This window comes from Zavarzinia compransoris, from assembly GCF_003173055.1.
Taxonomy (GTDB): Bacteria; Pseudomonadota; Alphaproteobacteria; order Zavarziniales; family Zavarziniaceae; genus Zavarzinia; species Zavarzinia compransoris.
Genome location: NZ_QGLF01000001.1, coordinates 486,960 through 505,210 on the forward strand (window position 1 = coordinate 486,960; position 18,251 = coordinate 505,210).

The following is an 18,251-nucleotide window of genomic DNA, read 5'->3' on the forward strand; positions in this document are numbered from 1 at the left end:
CTACAGTTGCGTTGCGCAAAGAAAAGATTTTCACTGGCAATAGGACCTTCAAATTTTCGCGAAGAATGGGGGCAGGGGCTTGGCGCTGATCGAGAATATCCGGGTGTTCGTCCGGGTTCTGGAACTGGGCAGCCTGTCGGCGGCCGGGCGCCACATGCGGCTTTCCCCGGCGGTGGTCAGCCACCGCCTGCAGCAATTGGAGGCCCATCTCGGCGTCCGCCTGCTGAACCGCACCACCCGCCGGGTCCGCCCGACCGAGCATGGCTCCGCCTTCTACGAGGCGTGCCAGGATGTGCTCGCCTCCCTCGAACGGGCGGAGGCGACGGTGGCGGATGCCGGCCGCCTGCCGCGCGGCATCCTGCGGATCACCGCGCCGCTCGGCTTCGGGCGCCAGATCCTGGCGCCGATCCTGCCGGATTTCCGCGACGAGCATCCGGAAGTCTCGGTCCAATTGCGCCTGTCGGACCATGTCCTCGACCTTGTCGCCGAGGGGATGGATGTCGCCATCCGCCTGGGCACCCTGGCGGATTCGAGCCTGATCGCCCGGCGCATCGCCGATTGCCCCCAGGTGGTCTGCGCCGCCCCCGACTATCTGCTCCGCCACGGCGCGCCCAAGGAGCCGGCGGATCTTCTGAAACACGCCTGCCTGATCCTGCGCCTGCCCGGGGCGCGGCCGGTGCGCTGGGTCCTGGGTTCGCCGGAGGGGCCGGTGACCCTGGCGGTCTCGGGCCCGGTCGATGCGGATTTCGGCGAGATCCTGACCGAATTCGCCCTGCGCGGTCACGGCATCGTCCTGAAACCCCTGTGGGAAGTGGCGGAATACCTGCGCGACGGCCGCCTGGTGCCGGTACTGCCGGATTTTCCGCCGCCGCCGATCTCGGTTTCGGTCGTCTATCCCCACCGCCGGCTGGTGGCGGCCAAGACCCGCGCCTTTGCCGATTTCATCCTGAACCGGGGCGGCGCCGCGATCGGCCAGGCGGTCGAGGGCGTGGCGGTTCCCGCCGCCTGAGCCCTATTCCCCGGACGGCGACAGCACCACCAGCAATTCGGCCTCGCCATGGCGACGCATGCCTCACCACATGCGGGCCGCGAACTGGCGCTCCTCCGCGCCCACGGCGTCGAGATAGATGGCGGTGGTCGCCGCCGAGGCATGGCCCATCCAGCGGGTAATCAAATTGGGCGGTACGCTGCGCGCGGCCGCCCGGATGCCGAACCCATGCCGCAAGCCCTTCACGGTCGCCATCGGGCCGAGGATACCGGCTCGCCGCATGGCGCGGCGTACCCAGCGCCATGCGGTGATACGGTGCATGTTCCAGAAACGCCTATTCTCCCGTACCGGCAAGGCCAGCAGCATGCGCGCCACGGCTTCCGGCACGGGCACGGTGCGAAACACGTTGCGCCGGCGCTTCAAGGTGGGAAGCGTGAGGGTGCAGCGCTCGGCATCGAGATGGTCTCGCCCCAGGGCGAGAGCTTCGGATACACGGCACCCGGTGAAGGTCAGCACGTAAAGTAACGCCCGCAGGGATGGAGCAAGCCGGTCCGCCTGTTCGAGAAAGCGGGCGCGCTCGGCGGCGTTGATGTACTTGCGGCGGCCCGCTTCATCATAGACCTGCCAGCGCTGGTTCAGCACCTTGAATGCCATCGAGACCTCCCGTACTGCAACAGAATGGGCAATAGGGTTGCAGCGTCACGTTGCAAAATAGTGGGAAAGCCCCGGCCATCAAATCGCCACAAAGTATTTACCCTGTTGGCCAACCAATAACTCTCAAGTAGTTGTAAGTATATAACGCAGCAAAATTGCCCATAATGTTGCGCTATGCCAGCATTCCCGAAGTTATAGAGCTATCGGGGGTGCGGCATGACTGGCTCCGTTAAAAGCCTCAGCGCAGCCGAAGACGAGGCGCGCAGCATTGTCAATAAATGGTCGGTGGGGGCGGCAGCAATCGGTTGGGTACCGGGCAGCATGTTCGCGCTGGCGGCCGCCGATGTGAAAATCGTCAAGGACGTGGCCGCCGTTTTCGGCGTGCAGGCCTTCCACATCGACGAAGTGACGGCGGCACTGGGCGCATCCGTGGCGGGCAAGGTCATCGCTGGGGAATTGCTGTCGCTCGTCCCCGTGGCGGGCTGGCTTATCAAATCCGGCGTAGCCGCCGCCATCACCAAGACCATGGGCGAAACGCTGATCGCGTATTTCCGCGACCGCTCGCCCTACGCCGCGTGAAAGAGGAGATTCCGATGCGCGGAAGGACGACGTTACTTGCCATAACCATCGGGGCAAGCCTAATGCCGACAGGGAGCGCAAACGCAATCAATTGCGCCTATCCCGACCCAGAAATGGAAAAAGCCCTCCAGCGCCTCTTCAGCGTGACTGAGGACTATCCTAAAGCCCGCGTGGCTTTCATCGGTTGCCTCAGGTTTGGCGGGGAGAGGATCGATAAAAGTTACGATGTAGACGCGGCAGCCAAATGTGGCCTTGCCGTCATGGGCGGCCTCGTAGCGATAGAGAGTTTCTGGGATACGGTCGCCATCGGCAGCAACTGGGGCAATCTTCTGGGGCTACTACGGGAGGTCCGGCAGTGCTGAACGTCCGTACCATTGGGACGCTGGCCCTTGCCGTGGTGCTGCCCGGCATGGCCGGGGCGCAACAGGTGCTTTCCCCGGCCAACGTGGCCAAGAAGTGGGAATGGTATGCCTTCCTGCTCAAAAAGCATCGTCGCCAACGTGACGGCGGAGATGGTCAAGCGGGTCGTTTTCAAGGGCAGGGCCCACGGGTAACGCGGAGACCGTGCATGCGTACCCTTACCCGCGCCCTCGCGTCGGCGAGCCTGGTGCTCGCCTGTAGCGAGGCTACCGCCGCCGACTGCGCCCGGCTCATCCGCAAGCGTGACTACACCTACGGGCAGTTTATCGCGCTTGAGAGGGAATATCCCGCCACGGTCCGCCGTCTGGAAGAGTGCCTCGACCATACCTATGGGGACGTCAACCGCGCGGGGTGTATCGCCACCACCATCGCCCGCCTCTATGCGCTGACCGACAGCGCATCGGTGGATGAGGTGATGGCAGTCTGGACGCCGTACCTCCAAGCCTATGACAGGGCCAAGGAGTGCGAGGGATGACGGCCCGGCGCCTCCTCGGGACGCTGGCCCTTGCCCTGTTGCTCCCCGGCATGGCCGGGGCGCAGCAGGCGCTTTCCCCCGCCGATGCGGCGAGGAAGCGGGAATATTATGACTTCCTGCTCAACCCGCGCGGGGCGACGGCGGCGCAAATTGATGAATTCCGGCGGCATTGCGCCGCCGGAATTATCCCCACCGCCATGCGCGACAAGCCCGAGTCCTATACATACGGGCAAACCGCCTCGGAAATCTGCGTTGCCGTGCTGACGCGCATCGGGCGTGAGGGGAAATTGCTGGAACCCTATCGCCCCCTGATGGTGGAATTGACTGGCGATGACCGGGCTTATGAGGGCATTCCCGCCGCGATCGGCGTGGCCGCCATGGCCAACAAGCCGGTGGCCTCACTTGGCGAAGGTAAAGGATTGACCATGAAGCCCGCCCTGACCTTCGATGCCGGATTCGTGAGCGGCTATCTCAAAGGCTTCCCCGGCACCCCGCCTGCCGTGACCGAGGAACGGTTGCAAGCCATCGCCGAGGGTTGCCTTGACCAGAAGGGCGGTAGCCTCAACAACTGTTATATTGCGGGGCGCATCTATGGATTCCGGGCGCGCAACGGGCAGAATCCGGTGCCGTAGGGACTAGCCCAATGCGATGGAGCCGCCCAGCCTGCCGAGAGCGGCGATACCCACTGTGTCAACCGATTGGGGATTGACCACCCCGGCGGCGCGCAGGCCCGCCGCCGCATGCTGCACGGGGTTGGTCGTGGGGCTGTCATCAAGCCCTTGAGCAGCTACCGCCGCCTGTTCGGCTTCGGCATTCTCACGTTCCTGATCGTCTTTCACCGCTACACTTTCATCCACCGCTTTGTCGGTGGTAACGCCAGCGAATCGTGGGCGCGTTGGCAAGCGGCTACGTAGCGCGGCGTCACCCGCGTCGATCTCGCGCGGGTCACGGCCAGCGGCAATCTCCGCCGCCCGCTGCGCCCGTAAATTTTTCTCGATTTCAGCCCACATGGCCTGCGCGCGCGGGTCGCTGTCGGCCCCGTGGCCTATCGCATCGCGCAACTGGTCCTGCGCGATCAACAGGCGGTCGCGGTCATGGCGCGGGTCGTTCGGGTCCAGCCCCTCAAGCAGGGCGCGGCGTTCGGCCTCGCGTTCGCGGTAGGCCGCTTCCTCCTCGGGCGAGCCAAAACGCAGCGCGGCATCGAACACGCCTTCACGGAACAATTGCCGTTCCACGTCACCTGTGGGAAGTGGCGGAATACCTGCGCGACGGCCGCCTGGTGCCGGTGCTGCCGGATTTTCCGCCGCAGCCGATCTCGGTTTCGGTCGTCTATCCCCACCGCCGGCTGGTGGCGGCCAAGACCCGGGCCTTTGCCGATTTCATCCTGAACCGGGGCGGCGCCGCGATCGGCCAGGCGGTCGAGGGCGTGGCGGTTCCCGCCGCCTGATCGTTCATTCGCCGGGCGGTGACAGCACCACCAGCAGTTCGGCGGCGACCAGGGCGGCGATCACCGGCGGGCTCTTGTCCGGCAGCTTGTGCCCGCCGATCGGGCAGGTCAGCCGCGCCAGCAGGCCGGGGGCATTGCCATTGGCCAGGAACCCGCGCGAGAAGCGCGCCTTCTTGGTCGCCGAGCCGATCATGCCGACATAGGCGAAATCCGGGCGCTGAAGCGCTGCTTCGGTGATCGCATAGTCGAGATGGTGCTCGTGGGTCATGACCACCACGGCGGCGCCGGCGGGGGCGGCGGCTAGGGCGGCCAGGGGATCCTCGCGCATGGCGGTGGCGGGGGCATTCTCCCGCTCGTCGTACCATTCGAGGCGCAGCGGCAGGGGCGCCAGCGCCCGCGCCAGCGCGATGCCGACATGGCCGGCGCCGAACAGCAGCACCGTGGGCCAGCCGGCGGCCAGCGCCCGTTCATCCCTGTCGATCGCTTCCGCCATGGTCCCGTCCAGCCTCGCCAGGGACAATACCACATGGCCGCCGCAACATTGCCCGACCGCGGGCCCCAGCGGCAGGCTGAGCACGGCGCCAGCCTCGCCTGCGGCGATCATGGCGCGGGCGCGGTCCGCCGCCGCCCATTCCAGGCGCCCGCCGCCGATGGTGCCGTAAAGCTGGCCGCCGGCCACCACCATGCGCGTGCCGGCCTCGCGCGGGGTGGAGCCGCGGGCATCCCGGACGGTGACCACCACCGCCGGCACGCCCCCGGCCACCAGGCCGGCGGCGACGGGGGCCAGGCGGATGGTCACGGTATCGCCCTGGCTTGCAGCGCCTCCAGCGCGGCCAGCACCCGCTCGGGCGTGGCCGGCGCGTCGAGGCGGGGGCAGAGCCGGTAGTCCGCGACCGAGGCGACCGCATCCGACAGGGCATGCAGCACCGAGAAGCCGAGCATGAAGGGCGGCTCGCCCACGGCCTTGGAGCGGAACACGGTCGGTTCCGCATTCTCATTGTCGAACAGGGCGACCTCGAAATGCAGGGGGCGGTCGCCGCAGGCCGGGATCTTATAGGTGGAGGGGGCATGGGTGCGCAGGCGGCCGCGCCCGTCCCACCACAATTCCTCGGTCGTCAGCCAGCCCATGCCCTGGATGAAGCCGCCCTCGATCTGGCCGATGTCGATGGCGGGGTTCAGCGACTTGCCGACGTCGTGCAGGATATCGACCCGCAGCACCCGGTATTCGCCGGTCAGCGTGTCGACGGCGACCTCGGAACAGGCGGCGCCATAGGCATAGTAATAGAACGGCTTTCCCTTGCCCGAGGCCCGGTCCCAATGGATCTTGGGCGTCTTGTAGAAGCCGCTGGCCGACAGCTGGATGCGGGCGCCATAGGCGCGGCGGGCGAATTCGGCGAAACTCAGGCTTTCCGCCCCGATCTGCACCATGCCGGCGGCAAAGCGCACCTGATCGGCGGACACCTGCCAGCGCTCGGCGGCGAAGGCGGTCAGGCGCTCGCGGATCTGGCGCGCCGCCGCTTGGGCCGCCATGCCGTTCAGGTCGGAACCCGACGAGGCCGCGGTCGCCGACGTGTTCGGCACCTTGGAGGTATCGGTGGCGGTGATGCGCACGGCCGAAACGTCGAGGCCGAATTCGGCCGCCACCACCTGGGCCACCTTGACATGCAGGCCCTGGCCCATCTCGGTGCCGCCGTGGTTCAGCATGACGCTGCCGTCGGTATAGACATGCACCAGGGCGCCGGCCTGATTGTAATGGGTGGCGGTGAAGGAAATGCCGAATTTCACCGGGGTGATGGCGATGCCGCGCCGGATCACCGGGTTTTTCGCATTGGCCGCGCGGATCGCCGCCCGCCGCGCGCCATAGTCCGACCGTTCCTCCAGCGCGGCGATCAGGGCCGGCGCCACATTGTCCTCGACCACCTGGTGATAGGGCGTGACGTTGCGCGTGTCGTGACCGTAGAGGTTGCGCTTCCGCACCTCCAGCGGATCGAGGCCGAGGTGATAGGCGATCTCGTCCATCACCCGTTCCGCCATCACCACCCCCTGCGGCCCGCCGAAGCCGCGGAAGGCGACGTTGGAGACCGTGTTGGTCTTCAGCGGCAGGGAATTGAAGCGCACCGCCGGGTAGTAATAGGTATTGTCGGCATGGAACAGGGCGCGGTCCGTGATCGGGCCCGACAGGTCGGCGGAATAGCCGCAGCGCGCGGCGAACGTCCCCTCGATGCCGAGCACGACGCCCGCGTCGTCGAAGCCGACCTTGTAGTCGACGGCGAAATCATGGCGCTTGCCGGTCACCACCATGTCGTCGTCGCGGTCGGGGCGGAACTTGGCCGGGCGCCCGGTCCGGGTCGCCACCAGGGCGGCGACCACGGCGAAGATATTGCCGCTGGTCTCCTTGCCGCCGAAGCCGCCGCCCATGCGCCGCATCTCCACCGTCACCGCATGCAGCGGCAGGTGCAGGACATGGGCCACCATGTGCTGGATCTCGCTCGGGTGCTGGGTCGAGGAATAGACCCGGACCTCGTCGGCCTCGCCCGGGATGGCCATGGCGATCTGGCTTTCCAGGTAGAAATGCTCCTGGCCGCCGACCACTACCCGGCCCTCGATCACATGGGGCGCGGCGGCGATCGCCGGGGCGGCTTCGCCCCGGGCCAGCACCATGGGCGCGGTCACCATCCTGCCGGTCTGGCGTGCCGCCTCGATGTCGATGGCGGCGGGCAGGTCCTCGTAGGCGACCTTGCCGAGGCGGGCCGCGCGCCGGGCCGCGTCCCGCGTCTCGGCCGCGACGATGAAGATCGGATGGCCGTGGAATTCGACGGTCTCGCCGGCCAGGATCGGCTCGTCATGGGCATGGACCGGGCTGAGGTCGGCATCCGGCGGCATGTCCGCCGCCGTCAGCACCAGGACGACGCCGGGCGCCGCCCGCACCGCATCGAGATCGAGCGAGACGATCCGGGCATGGGCCCGGTCGGCCAGCCCGAAGGCGAGGTGCAGCAGGCCCTTCGGTTCCGGCAGGTCGTCGATATAGGGGGCGCTGCCGGTTACATGGCGGGCCGCGCTCTCGTGCGGGGTGCTGCGGTGGACCGCGGGGTCATGCGCCGACATGATCGATCCTCCGCTTGTCCCAGAGGCGGGTGGCGATACCGGGGTCGCCCAGTTCGATGAACAGCCGGGCCAGCATGTTGCGCGCCACGGTCAGCCGGTAGTGGGCGGAGGCGCGCATGTCGGTCAGGGGCGCGAAATCCTCGGCGACGGCCGCCTTGGCCGCGGCGACGGTCGCGGCCGACAGGGGGCGGCCGGTCAGCGCCGCTTCCGCCGCCCGGGCGCGCTTCGGGGTGCCGGCCATGCCGCCATAGGCGATGCGGGCATCGGTCACGATGCCGTCGGCGACGGTCAGGGCGAAGCCGGCCATGACGGCGGAAATATCCTGGTCGAAGCGTTTCGAGACCTTATAGGCCTTGAACACCTGTCCCGGGCCGGGCAGGGGGATGGTGACGGTTTCGACGAATTCGCCGGGCCGGCGGTCCTGCTTGCCGTAGTCGATGAAGAAATCCTCGATCGGCAGGCTGCGGCGCTCGGCGCCCTTCCGCAGGGTCAGGCGGGCGCCGAGGGCGATCAGCATGGGCGGCGTATCGCCGATGGGCGAGCCGTTGGCGACATTGCCGCCGATGGTGCCCGCATTCCTGATCTGGGTGGAGCCGATGCGCCGCACCGCCGCGCCGAAATCGGGCCAATGGGCGGCCAGCCGCTCCAGCGCCTCGCTATAGGTGACGCCGGCGCCGATGGCGAGAGCGCCATCCGTTTCGCTGACGGTGGCGAGGTCGCGGGCCCGGCCCAGCCAGACCAGCGGATCCGGCCGCTTCAGGTGCTTGGTCAGCCACAGGCCGACATCGGTGGCACCGGCCACCACCGTCGCCTGCGGCTGGCGTTCCAGCAGGGCCGCCAGGGCATCCGCGCTGGCGGGGGCATGGAAATGGCGCGTGCCGTCCAGGGTGAGGGTGACGTCGGCGCCGTCGTCCAGGGCGGCGAGCCGGGCCAGGGTCGCCGCCGCGTCGAACTGGTCGGGCGCGGTGACGGCGGCCGCCTGGCGGGCCGCGCGCACGATCGGGGCATAGCCGGTGCAACGGCAGAGGTTGCCGGCCAGCCCCTCGTCGAGCGCCTGATCGTCGAGACCGTCGAGCCCGCGTTTCCACAGGGCGAACAGCGACATGACGAAACCGGGCGTGCAGAAGCCGCATTGCGAGCCATGGGTCTCGACCATGGCCTGCTGCACCGGGTGCAGCCGGCCGTGGTCCGCCAGATCCTCGACCGTGATCACTTGCGCGCCGTCGAGGGTGCCGAGCGGCTGGATACAGGCATTGACCGCGCGATAGTCCAGGCCGCCGGCCCCGTCCGGCCGTGCGATCACCACGGAACAGGCGCCGCAGTCGCCCTCGGCGCAGCCTTCCTTGGTGCCGGTGCGCCGCTCGTCGAGGCGGAGATAGTCGAGCACGGTCGCGGTCGGGTCGACCGCCGCCAGGGTCCGTTCCTCATGGCCGAGAAGAAAGCGGAGACAATCGCGGGCCATCGTCAGCTCCCCCGATAGGTCGAGAAGCTGAAGGGCGAGGCCAGCAGGGGAACATGGTAATGCGCGCCGGCATCGGCAATGCCGAAGCGGATCGGCACGAGGTCGAGAAAGGCCGGTTCCGGCAGGGCCAGGCCGAGGCCGCGGAAATAATCGCCGATGTGGAAATCGAGCTGGTAGGTGCCGGGCACGAAGTCGGCCCCGGCCAGGATCGGGGCGTCGGCGCGGCCGTCGTCATTGGTGACGATGGTGGTCAGCAGGCGGGGGCCGTCGCCGGTCAGGCGGTAGAGATCCACCGTCACCCCTTTCGCCGGCCTGCCATGGGCCGCATCCAGGATATGTGTGGTCAACCAGCCACCGCTCATTCGCTACCCCCGCCCGAACACGATCACAGCCCCCTATCGTGGGCGCCTCCGCCGCCCCCTGGGAAGTCGGGAAATGGCCAAACATCTTCCAAAAAACGCGAATGATCGGCGGGGGGCGCTGTACTATGGATGGACCGTGTTCCCGATGTTTCCATAGGCATGGCATGACCTGGCAGCCCCCCCGCGATCTCATCGGCTATGGCCCCAATCCCCCCCGCGTGCGATGGCCGGGCGGGGCGAAAGTGGTCGTGCAGATCGTGCTGAACTACGAGGAGGGGGGCGAGAATTCGATCGAGAACGGCGATCCCGCCTCGGAAGCCTTCCTCTCCGAAGTGGTGAACGCCCAGCCCCTGGCCGGGGTGCGGCATCTCTCGGTCGAGTCGATCTTCGACTATGGCGCCCGGGTCGGGGTCTGGCGCCTGCTGAAACTGTTCCGGGCGCGCAGGGTGCCGGTCACGGTCTTTGCCGTCGCCCGCGCCGCCGAACGCCACCCGGACCTGATCCGCGCCATGGTCGACGATGGTCACGAGATCGCCTCCCATGGCCTGCGCTGGATCAACTACCAATATGTCGGCGAGGCCATGGAACGCGCCCATATCCGTGAGGCGATGGATATTCTCGGCCATGTCGCCGGCACGCGCCCTCTCGGCTGGTACACCGGGCGCACCGGGCCCAATACCCGCCGGCTGGTTTCCGACTATGGCGGCTTTCTCTACGATGCCGATGCCTATGACGACGAATTGCCCTATTGGCAGGATGTGGCGGGCAAGCCCCTGCTGATCGTGCCCTATACGCTCGACGCCAACGACATGCGCTTCATCAATGCCCAGGGCTTCGGCGACGGCCAGCAGTTCTATGCCTACCTGAAGGACAGTTTCGACACCCTCTATGCCGAGGGCGACGAATGCCCCCGCATGCTCTCGATCGGGCTGCATTGCCGGCTGGCCGGGCGGCCCGGTCGCTTCCTGGCCGTGCAGCGCTTCATCGACTACGCCCAGGGGCACGAGGGGGTCTGGTTCGCCCGGCGCGACGAGATCGCCCGCCACTGGCATGAAAACCACCCGGCGGGAGGGGTGCGATGAGTCTGATCGAAGGACTGGACCGCGCGGATTTCATCGCCCGCTTCGGCGGCATTTTCGAGCATTCGCCCTGGATCGCCGCCGGGGCCTTCGATGCCGGCCTCGGCCCGGCGGCGGCCACGGCGGCAGGGCTGCACGCCGCCCTTTGCGCCGTGCTCGACCGGGCGGAGCGGGCGGCCAAGCTCGCCCTCCTGAACGCCCACCCGGATCTTGCCGGCAAGCTGGCGCTGGCCCGGCAATTGACAGCGGATTCGACCGCCGAACAGGCGGGCGCCGGGCTCGACCGCCTGACGCCGGACGAGTTGGCCCGCTTCACCGCCTTGAACGATGCCTATAAGGCCCGCTTCGGCCATCCCTTCATCATCGCGGTGAAGGGGCTGGACAAGCATGCCATCCTGGCCGCCTTCGAGCAGCGGATCGGCCATTCCCCGGAGGTCGAATTCGAGACGGCGCTGGCCCAGGTGAAGCGGATCGCCCTGCTGCGGCTTCAGGCGCTCGGCTGAGCCGGGAAGATCGCCTCGATCGGCACCGGCCGGGCGATGGCATAGCCCTGCGCCATATCGACCCCCATCGCCCGCAGCAGGTCCAGGGCGGCCGCATCCTCGACGAATTCGGCGATGGTGCGGGCGCCGAACTTATGGCCCAGGTCGTTGATCGATTCGACGATGGCGCGGTCGACCGGGCTGTTCAGGATCTGGCGGATGAAATTGCCGTCGATCTTCAAGATGTCGACCGGGAATTGCCGGAGATAGGAGAAGGACGACAGGCCGGCGCCGAAATCGTCGAGGGTGATGCCGCAGCCCGCCTGCCGGGCGGCCGCGACGAAGCCGCTGGCGGCGGCCATATTGTCGATCAGGGCGGTTTCCGTGATCTCGAAATGCAGGCGCCAGGGCTCGATCTCGGACGCCGCCAATTCCCCCTCGACGAAGGACCACAGCGCCGGATCGTTCAGCGAATTGGCCGAGAGGTTGATCGCCAGGGCGAAATCGCCGAGCGACCGCAAGGGCGCGCCATAGCGCCGCAAGGTGGTGCGGATCACCCAGCGGTCGATCTCGCCCATCAGGTCGTAGCGTTCGGCGGCGGGGATGAAGCTGCCGGGCAGCATCAGGCGGCCTTCCTCGTCCTCGAGGCGCAGCAGGATTTCGTAATAGCGCTTGCCCGCATCGACATTGTGCAGGATCTCGATCCGCTGCGCGAACAGGCGGAAGCGATCCTCGACGATGGCGGTGCGCAGGCCCGAGGCGACCTGGATCTCGCGGTGATAGCGCCCGGCGTCGCCCGCATCCTGGCGATAGACGCAGACACGGTTGCGCCCGGTCGATTTCGCCGCATAGCTGGCGACGTCGGCCCGGCTCATCCATTCGCCCGGGGGCAGGCCGCCGGCGGGAAGATCGGCAAGGCCGCCGCTCATGGTCAGGGCATGGGCCCGGCCCTGCCAGGTGAATTGCAGGTCGGCGATGGCCTTGATGACGGCGCGGGCGATCTGTTCCGCTTCGTCCGGGCCGATGCCGGCCAGAAGCAGGGCGAATTCGTCGCCGCCGAGGCGGGCGATGAAATCGCCGGGCCGCGCCGCCTTGACGATGGTTTCGGCGACGGTGACGAGCAGGGCGTCGCCGGCGACATGGCCGGCGCTGTCGTTCAGGATCTTGAAGCGGTCGAGATCGAGGAAGCAGAGGGAGAAACGCCCGTTGCCGGCGCGGGCGCTGTCGACCGCCTCGGCCAGGCGGGCTTCCAGCGCCTTGCGGTTGGGCAGGCCGGTCAGCGCGTCGACCAGGGCCGACTGCGCGAGTTCCGCCTGCAACGCCCGGGCCCCGGTCAGGTCCTGGAACACCAGCACGGCGCCCAGCACATTGCCGTCCTGGTCGCGGATCGGGGCCGCCGAATCATGAACGCTGAGCTGCTCGCCGCGGCGGCTGAGCACGCAGGTATCCTCGTTCATGTAGTGGGGCTTCAGGCTGCGCAGGCAGGCTTCGACCGGGCAGGCCAGGGCCCGGCCCGAGGTGCCGTCGACCACGCGGAAGACGTCGCGGATGGCAAGCCCGGCGGCTTCGTGCCGGGCCCAGCCGGTCAATTGTTCCGCGACCGGGTTCATGAAGGTGACGCGGCCCGCCGTATCGGTGCAGATGACCGCATCGCCGATCGAATCGAGGGTGATGCGCAGCCGCTCCTTTTCCTCGAACAGGGCGGTGGTCAGGGCGCGCAATTCCTGTTCGGCGGTCTTGCGCAGGCTGATGTCGGCATGGGTGCCGATCATGCGCAGCGCCTTGCCGTCGGGACTGCGGTTGACCACCCGCCCGCGATCGAGAACCCATACCCAATGGCCGTCGCGGTGGCGCATGCGGAATTCGCTCTCGAACGTGTCGGAAGCGCCGTTGATGCAGGCGTCGTCCAGGGCGATGGCGCGGGGCAGGTCGTCCGGGTGGATCAGGCGCAGCCATTCGGCGGATTCGCCGCTGATCTCGGTATCGGCATAGCCGAGCATGGCTTTCCAGACCGGCGAGTAATAGGTCCGTCCGGCGGCGACGTCGCGGTCCCAGACGCCCTGGCGGGCGCTTTCGAGCGCGAAGCTCCAGCGGCTTTCGACCGCGGCCAGGGCTTGCTCCACCTTCTTGCGCTGGTCGATATTCTCGATCTGGGCGATGAGCTGGACCGGCGCGCCCGTATCCTCGTCGCGCATGGCCGTGACCGAGAGGTGGCCCCAGACCGCCCGCCCGTCACCGGTGATATAGCGTTTCTCGATGCGGTAGGAATCGATTTCGCCGCTGATCACCCGGCGCACGTTCTCGAGATCGTCGGCAATGTCGTCGGGATGGGTGATGTCGCGGAAATGCCGGCCGACCAGGTTCGCGGCATCGCGGCCCAGCATCTCGCACAGGGCGTGATTGACCTTTTGCAGGATGCCGTCGGGCGCGACCAGGGCCATGCCGATCGCGGCATCCGCCATCGCGCCGTGAAAGCGCCGCTCGCTTTCGGCCAATTGGCGCAGGCGGCGCCGGTCGCCGTCGAGCAGCAGGGCGACGATGAAGGGCAGGGCCAGGGAGACGATGGCCGGCAGTTGAAGCTGCACGAGCATCCACTCTCCCCCGGCGCCGGCGGCGGACAGGTGCCCGCTGCCCTTGACGAGCAGCACCACCAGGGTGCAGGCGGCCGACAGCAGGGCGCCGGCCAGCCGGGTCAGCCGCGTCGCCGCCAGCAGCAGGGCCAGCGACAGGAGCAGGAAGGGCGCCGCGCTGCTGGTCGCGATCTGCCACGAGAAGGCAAGCGTGCCGCCGCCGATCAGGGCCAGTTCCGCAAGCCGCGGCCATCGCCGCTGCTCGGGCAGCAGGGCGGTGCCCCAGGTGAAGGCGATCGGCAGGACGATCACCGCGCCGAGGGCCGAGGCGGTCCACCACACCCACCAATGATGCCAGAAGCCGGGGGCGGCCAGGACCGACATCAGGCCGGCGGCTGCGATGCCGGAGACCATGGGGGCGACCACGGCGGTGATCGCCAGGGCCGGTATCTCGCCCAGGTTGGGATCGCCCGACGGCGGCAGGCGCGCGATCAGGGCCAGGGCCAGGGCGATTTCGAACGCATTGCAGCCGGCAAAGCCGAGGGCGAGGGCGATCCCCGTCCCCATCGCGGCATTGGCGGCAAAGGCGGTCGCGCCGACCGCAAGCAGGAGGGCGAGGGACGGCCGCGGTGCCGCCTGCCGCAGGGCAAGGCCGACGACGGCCGCATTGGCGGGCCAGAACACGGCGGTGCTGCCCGGCTGGTGCGACAACAGGATGCCGGCGACCGCCAGCAGGCCATAGATCCCGGATGCGAACAGGAGCGGGCGCCAGGCCAGACGGTCCAGGGCGGCGGCGGGGCGCGCCTCGGTTGTCGGGGCCGGCGTCAAAATGCGCTCTGCGGCCGGGGGCCGCGGCACGCGCAGGCGGTGAATGCGTCAGGTCTGGTCATGGCAGGAACGATCATGGGCACGAAATCTTGCCGGGCGTCAGCCGTCGGCGGGACGAGCGCCATGGTTGCGTCCGCTGCCTTAAAAACGGGTTAAATCCTCCGCATGCTTTGCCCTTCCGTCATGTTTCCTTGGCCGCGGCCGTCTGCTGGCGGTACTGGTTCGGCTGGCGGCCGGTCCATTTCTTGAAGGCGCGGTGGAACGAACTGGGGTCGGCGAAGCCCAGTTCGTCGGCGATTTCGGCGATGCTGGCGCGGCCCCGGGTCAGGCAGCGGATGGCGAGGTCGCGGCGCAGCGAATCCTTGATCGACTGATAGCTCTGGCCCTCGCCGTCCAGGCGGCGGCGCAGCGTCGAGGCGGACATGTGCAGGCCCGCGGCCAGGCGGTCGAAATCTGGCCATTCGGTCGGCGGCTGGCGGCGCAATTCCCGCCGCACCCGCACCGTCAGGCTGTCGTTCGAGCGGTATTTGACCAGGATGTTGGCCGGGGCCCGGCGCAGGAAGGATTTCAGTTCCGCCTCGCTGCGCTTCACCGGCAGGTCGAGGACGGCGGCATCGAATTCCAGCCGCGTGCGGCTGCGCCCGAAATGCAGGTCGTGGGTGAACAGGGTGCGGTAGTCGTCCGTATAGGGCGGCTCGGCGCAGCGGAAATCGGCTGCCGTCACCGCGATGCGCCGCCCGGCCAGCCAGCAGGTGACGCCATGGACGATCAGCCAGAAGGTGCAATAGGTGAAGGCGCGGCGCGGCTCCGCCCGCTCGGCCAGGACGATCGCCGCCCGCTCGCCCTCGTGCACCAGGGTGCCCTGGAAATCGTCCAGGATGAGGCCGATGAAGCGCAGGGCCCGGCGCAGGCCCTGGCCCACGGTTGCCGCCGAATGGGCGGCGCGGCACATCAGGGTGAAGCTGCCCGGCCGCATCGGGTGCCGGTCCATGGCGAAGAATTCGCAGTCGAGGGCGCGGGCCAGCGCCAGCCACAGGGCGGCATATTGGGTGGCCGGCACCCGGGCGTCGGCCTCGCCCAGCAGGGCGGGGTCGATCCCGGCCTCAGCCAGGATCGCGTCGACGTCGGTTTCCCGGCGCCGGGCCTCGACCAGGGCTTCCTCGACCAGATGGACCGAAATCGTTCCGCGCTGCATGCCCCGTCCCGGTTGTTGCCCCGCCATATTGCAAAATCAGTCGGTCAATTTGGAGCCTGCTGCCATTGTAGCAGCCATGCAATGGGCTTAACCCCATGCATCAAAGGGCCATGGCCAAGACCAAGGCACAAGGGAGACGCGCAGATGAAGCGTAGCTATTCGTCCGTTATCGCCGCTTTCACCGTCGAGGCGCTGGAGCGGGAAATCCTGAAGGGCAGCCTTGCCGGCGGCCTGAACGCCTGCCTCGAATGCTGCGACGCCCATGTCGCGCCGGGCAAGGTGGCGCTGAACTATGTCGCCAAGGACGGCACGCTCTCGACCTTGACGTTCGAGGAACTGCGCGACCAGACCGCGCGTTTCGCCAATGTCCTGACCGCCCTGGGCGTCAAGGCCGGCGACCGGATTTCCGGCCTGCTGCCCCGCACCCCGGAACTGCTGATCACCATCCTCGGCGCCTGGCGCATCGGCGCGGTCTATAACCCGCTCTTCACCGCCTTCGGCCCGAAGGCGATCGAGCACCGGGTGAAATCGGCTGAAAGCAAGCTGGTCGTCACCGATCTCGTCAACCGGCCGAAGCTGGACGATGTGGTCGATTGCCCACCGGTCCTGACCGTGGGTGACACGGTTCCCGCCGGCGACCTGAACTTCAAGGCCGAGCTTGCCGCCCGCGACGCCGGCTTCGAGCCGGTGCTGCGCGGCGCCGACGATGCCTTCCTCCTGATGTTCACCTCGGGCACTACGGGGCTGCCCAAGGGCGTGCCCGTGCCCTTGAAGGCGCTGCTGTCCTTCGGCGTCTACATGCGTGATGCGGTCGACCTCCGCCCCGAGGACAAGTTCTGGAACATCGCCGATCCGGGCTGGGCCTATGGCCTCTACTACGCCGTGACCGGCCCCCTGCTGCTGGGGCATACCACCACTTTCTACGAAGGCTCGTTCACGGTCGAATCGACCTACAAGCTGATCAAGGACCTGGGCATCACCAATCTGGCCGGGTCGCCCACCGCCTATCGCCTGCTGATCGCGGCCGGCGCCGAGGCCGCCGCGCCGGTGAAGGGCCAGCTGCGCGCCGTCTCCTCGGCCGGCGAGCCGCTGAACCCGGAAGTGATCCGCTGGTTCGCCGAACACCTGGCCGCCCCGATCAACGACCATTACGGCCAGACCGAGCTGGGCATGGTGGTGAACAACCACCACGGCCTGGACCATCCGATCCGTCTCGGCTCCGCCGGCCTGTCCATGCCCGGCTATCGCGCCACCGTGGTGAACGAGGAAGGGACCGAGGAATTGCCGGTCGGCAAGCCCGGCATTCTGGCGCTCGACCGCAGCCAGTCGCCGCTGTTCTGGTTCCCCGGCTATCTGAACCGCGATACGCCCAGCTTCGTCGGCCCCTATTACCTGACCGGCGACACGGTGGAACTGAACGACGACGGTTCGATCAGCTTCGTCGGCCGCTCGGACGACATCATCACCTCGGCCGGCTATCGCATCGGCCCCTTCGACGTCGAAAGCGCGCTGATCGAGCATGCGGCGGTGGTCGAGGCGGCGGTGGTGGGCAAGCCCGATCCCGAGCGGACCGAAATCGTCAAGGCCTTCGTCGTCCTGTCCAAGGGCTTCGAGCCGTCGGATGCCCTGGTCGAGGAATTGCAGCTCTATGTCCGCAAGCGCCTGTCGACCCATTCCTTCCCGCGCGAGATCGAATTCGTGACCGACCTGCCGAAGACCCCGTCCGGCAAGGTCCAGCGCTTCATCCTGCGCAACCAGGAAGTGGCCAAGGCCAAGGAAGCCTCGGCCGCCTGACCGCGACCCGAACATAAGCATTCAGGAGCCAATCGTGCAGATCACGGGCAAGACCTTCATCGTAACCGGCGGCGCTTCGGGCCTCGGCCTCGCGACGGCGAAGATGGTGGTGGCGGAAGGCGGCAATGCCGTTCTCGTCGACGTCAATCCGAACGGCGAGGCGGTCGCCGGCGAACTGGGGGCCAAGGCCCTGTTCGTGAAGACCGACGTCACCAATGCCGACGACGCGCAGGCCGCGGTCGATGCCGCCCTGGCCAGGTTCGGCGCGCTCCACGGCCTTGCCAATTGCGCCGGCATCGTGATCGGCGAAAAAGTGGTGGGGCGCGACGCCCCCCACCGGCTGGATACATTCGCCAAGGTGATCGGCGTCAACCTGATCGGCGCCTTCAACATGCTGCGCGTCGCCGCCTTCGCCATGGCGAAGAACGAGCCGGGCGAGGACGGCGAGCGCGGCGTGATCGTGAACACCGCCTCGATCGCCGCCTATGACGGCCAGATCGGCCAGGCGGCCTATGCGGCCTCGAAAGGCGGCGTGGTCGGCATGACATTGCCGATCGCCCGCGAACTGGCGCGCACCGGCATCCGCGTGGTCTCGATCGCGCCCGGCACCTTCGAGACGCCGATGATGGCGGGCATGCCGCAGGAGGTGAAGGACAGCCTGGGCCGGCTCGTGCCCTTCCCTTCGCGCCTCGGTTACCCGGCGGAATTCGCCGCCCTGGTCAAGCATATCGCCGAGAACCGCATGCTGAACGGCGAGGTCATCCGCCTCGACGGTGCCCTGCGCATGGCTGCGAAATAACGAACAGGCAAG

18 protein-coding genes are annotated in these 18,251 nt (G+C 67.9%); 10 read left to right on the plus strand and 8 right to left on the minus strand.

Features of this window, described 5'->3' with window-relative positions:
- Window positions 1-79 precede the first annotated feature (79 nt).
- On the plus strand, window positions 80-1,009 hold the full coding sequence (locus DKG75_RS02430) for a LysR family transcriptional regulator (protein WP_109919480.1): 930 nt from the start codon (window positions 80-82) through the stop codon (window positions 1,007-1,009).
- A gap of 63 nt (window positions 1,010-1,072) precedes the next feature.
- On the opposite strand, the gene DKG75_RS02435 is transcribed toward DKG75_RS02430, so the two are convergent.
- The gene (locus DKG75_RS02435; RefSeq protein ID WP_109919481.1) at window positions 1,073-1,642 is read right to left on the minus strand and encodes a tyrosine-type recombinase/integrase; all 570 of its coding nucleotides are present in this window, start codon (window positions 1,640-1,642) and stop codon (window positions 1,073-1,075) included.
- Between the two features lie 216 nt (window positions 1,643-1,858).
- Here DKG75_RS02435 and DKG75_RS02440 point away from each other — a divergent pair, with 216 nt between their 5' ends.
- The 4 genes from DKG75_RS02440 to DKG75_RS02455 are packed head-to-tail and all read left to right on the plus strand — an operon-like array spanning window position 1,859 to window position 3,748.
- Window positions 1,859-2,221 carry a hypothetical protein gene (locus DKG75_RS02440; RefSeq protein ID WP_133636870.1) on the plus strand — a complete coding sequence of 121 codons (363 nt, stop codon included), beginning with the start codon at window positions 1,859-1,861 and terminating at the stop codon, window positions 2,219-2,221.
- 14 nt (window positions 2,222-2,235) lie between these two features.
- On the plus strand, window positions 2,236-2,583 hold the full coding sequence (locus DKG75_RS02445; protein WP_133636868.1) for a hypothetical protein: 348 nt from the start codon (window positions 2,236-2,238) through the stop codon (window positions 2,581-2,583).
- Complete coding sequence (locus DKG75_RS22630) at window positions 2,577-3,116, plus strand: hypothetical protein (RefSeq protein WP_133636866.1); 540 nt, start codon at window positions 2,577-2,579, stop codon at window positions 3,114-3,116. Before DKG75_RS02445 ends, DKG75_RS22630 begins: the two co-directional genes overlap by 7 nt.
- Window positions 3,113-3,748 carry a hypothetical protein gene (locus DKG75_RS02455; RefSeq protein ID WP_109919485.1) on the plus strand — a complete coding sequence of 212 codons (636 nt, stop codon included), beginning with the start codon at window positions 3,113-3,115 and terminating at the stop codon, window positions 3,746-3,748. The genes DKG75_RS22630 and DKG75_RS02455 overlap by 4 nt, the downstream gene beginning before the upstream one ends.
- A 3-nt stretch (window positions 3,749-3,751) precedes the next feature.
- On the opposite strand, the gene DKG75_RS23175 is transcribed toward DKG75_RS02455, so the two are convergent.
- Window positions 3,752-4,339: a hypothetical protein gene (locus DKG75_RS23175; RefSeq protein ID WP_208112009.1), complete on the minus strand. Its 588-nt coding sequence runs from the start codon at window positions 4,337-4,339 to the stop codon at window positions 3,752-3,754.
- A 26-nt stretch (window positions 4,340-4,365) separates the two neighbouring features.
- Between DKG75_RS23175 and DKG75_RS23180 the strand changes: the two genes are divergently transcribed.
- Complete coding sequence (locus DKG75_RS23180) at window positions 4,366-4,563, plus strand: type 2 periplasmic-binding domain-containing protein (RefSeq protein ID WP_208112008.1); 198 nt, start codon at window positions 4,366-4,368, stop codon at window positions 4,561-4,563.
- Window positions 4,564-4,567: 4 nt separating this feature from the next.
- Here DKG75_RS23180 and xdhC read toward each other — a convergent pair whose 3' ends face one another.
- Genes xdhC through uraH form a run of 4 tightly spaced genes read right to left on the minus strand, consistent with a single transcriptional unit; the run spans window position 4,568 to window position 9,477 of the window.
- Complete coding sequence (gene xdhC, locus DKG75_RS02465) at window positions 4,568-5,362, minus strand: xanthine dehydrogenase accessory protein XdhC (protein ID WP_243746489.1); 795 nt, start codon at window positions 5,360-5,362, stop codon at window positions 4,568-4,570.
- Entirely contained in the window at window positions 5,359-7,668 is a 2,310-nt protein-coding gene (gene xdhB / locus DKG75_RS02470; protein ID WP_109919487.1) for a xanthine dehydrogenase molybdopterin binding subunit, read from the minus strand. Before xdhB ends, xdhC begins: the two co-directional genes overlap by 4 nt.
- Window positions 7,655-9,130 (minus strand): xanthine dehydrogenase small subunit, encoded by a 1,476-nt coding sequence (xdhA, locus tag DKG75_RS02475; RefSeq protein WP_109919488.1) that lies wholly within the window; start codon window positions 9,128-9,130, stop codon window positions 7,655-7,657. The genes xdhB and xdhA overlap by 14 nt, the downstream gene beginning before the upstream one ends.
- A gap of 2 nt (window positions 9,131-9,132) precedes the next feature.
- Window positions 9,133-9,477, minus strand: coding sequence for a hydroxyisourate hydrolase (gene uraH, locus DKG75_RS02480; RefSeq protein ID WP_425319007.1), 345 nt, complete (start codon window positions 9,475-9,477; stop codon window positions 9,133-9,135).
- Window positions 9,478-9,656: 179 nt separating this feature from the next.
- Between uraH and puuE the strand changes: the two genes are divergently transcribed.
- A complete protein-coding gene (puuE, locus tag DKG75_RS02485) occupies window positions 9,657-10,574 on the plus strand; it encodes an allantoinase PuuE (protein ID WP_109919490.1) in 918 nt (305 codons plus the stop codon).
- On the plus strand, window positions 10,571-11,074 hold the full coding sequence (gene uraD / locus DKG75_RS02490; RefSeq protein ID WP_109919491.1) for a 2-oxo-4-hydroxy-4-carboxy-5-ureidoimidazoline decarboxylase: 504 nt from the start codon (window positions 10,571-10,573) through the stop codon (window positions 11,072-11,074). Before puuE ends, uraD begins: the two co-directional genes overlap by 4 nt.
- Here the strand turns inward: uraD and DKG75_RS02495 are convergent.
- Together DKG75_RS02495 and DKG75_RS02500 are read right to left on the minus strand one after the other, a co-directional pair.
- Window positions 11,059-14,451, minus strand: a complete 3,393-nt coding sequence (locus DKG75_RS02495) for an EAL domain-containing protein (protein WP_133636864.1) — start codon at window positions 14,449-14,451, stop codon at window positions 11,059-11,061. The genes uraD and DKG75_RS02495 overlap by 16 nt on opposite strands.
- A 181-nt stretch (window positions 14,452-14,632) precedes the next feature.
- The gene (locus DKG75_RS02500) at window positions 14,633-15,646 is read right to left on the minus strand and encodes an AraC family transcriptional regulator (protein ID WP_109919493.1); all 1,014 of its coding nucleotides are present in this window, start codon (window positions 15,644-15,646) and stop codon (window positions 14,633-14,635) included.
- A gap of 144 nt (window positions 15,647-15,790) precedes the next feature.
- On the opposite strand from DKG75_RS02500, the gene DKG75_RS02505 reads away from it, so the two are divergent.
- Together DKG75_RS02505 and DKG75_RS02510 are read left to right on the plus strand one after the other, a co-directional pair.
- Window positions 15,791-17,440 (plus strand): AMP-binding protein, encoded by a 1,650-nt coding sequence (locus tag DKG75_RS02505; RefSeq protein ID WP_109919494.1) that lies wholly within the window; start codon window positions 15,791-15,793, stop codon window positions 17,438-17,440.
- Window positions 17,441-17,474: 34 nt separating this feature from the next.
- Window positions 17,475-18,239: an SDR family NAD(P)-dependent oxidoreductase gene (locus tag DKG75_RS02510; RefSeq protein WP_109919495.1), complete on the plus strand. Its 765-nt coding sequence runs from the start codon at window positions 17,475-17,477 to the stop codon at window positions 18,237-18,239.
- Window positions 18,240-18,251 lie beyond the last annotated feature (12 nt).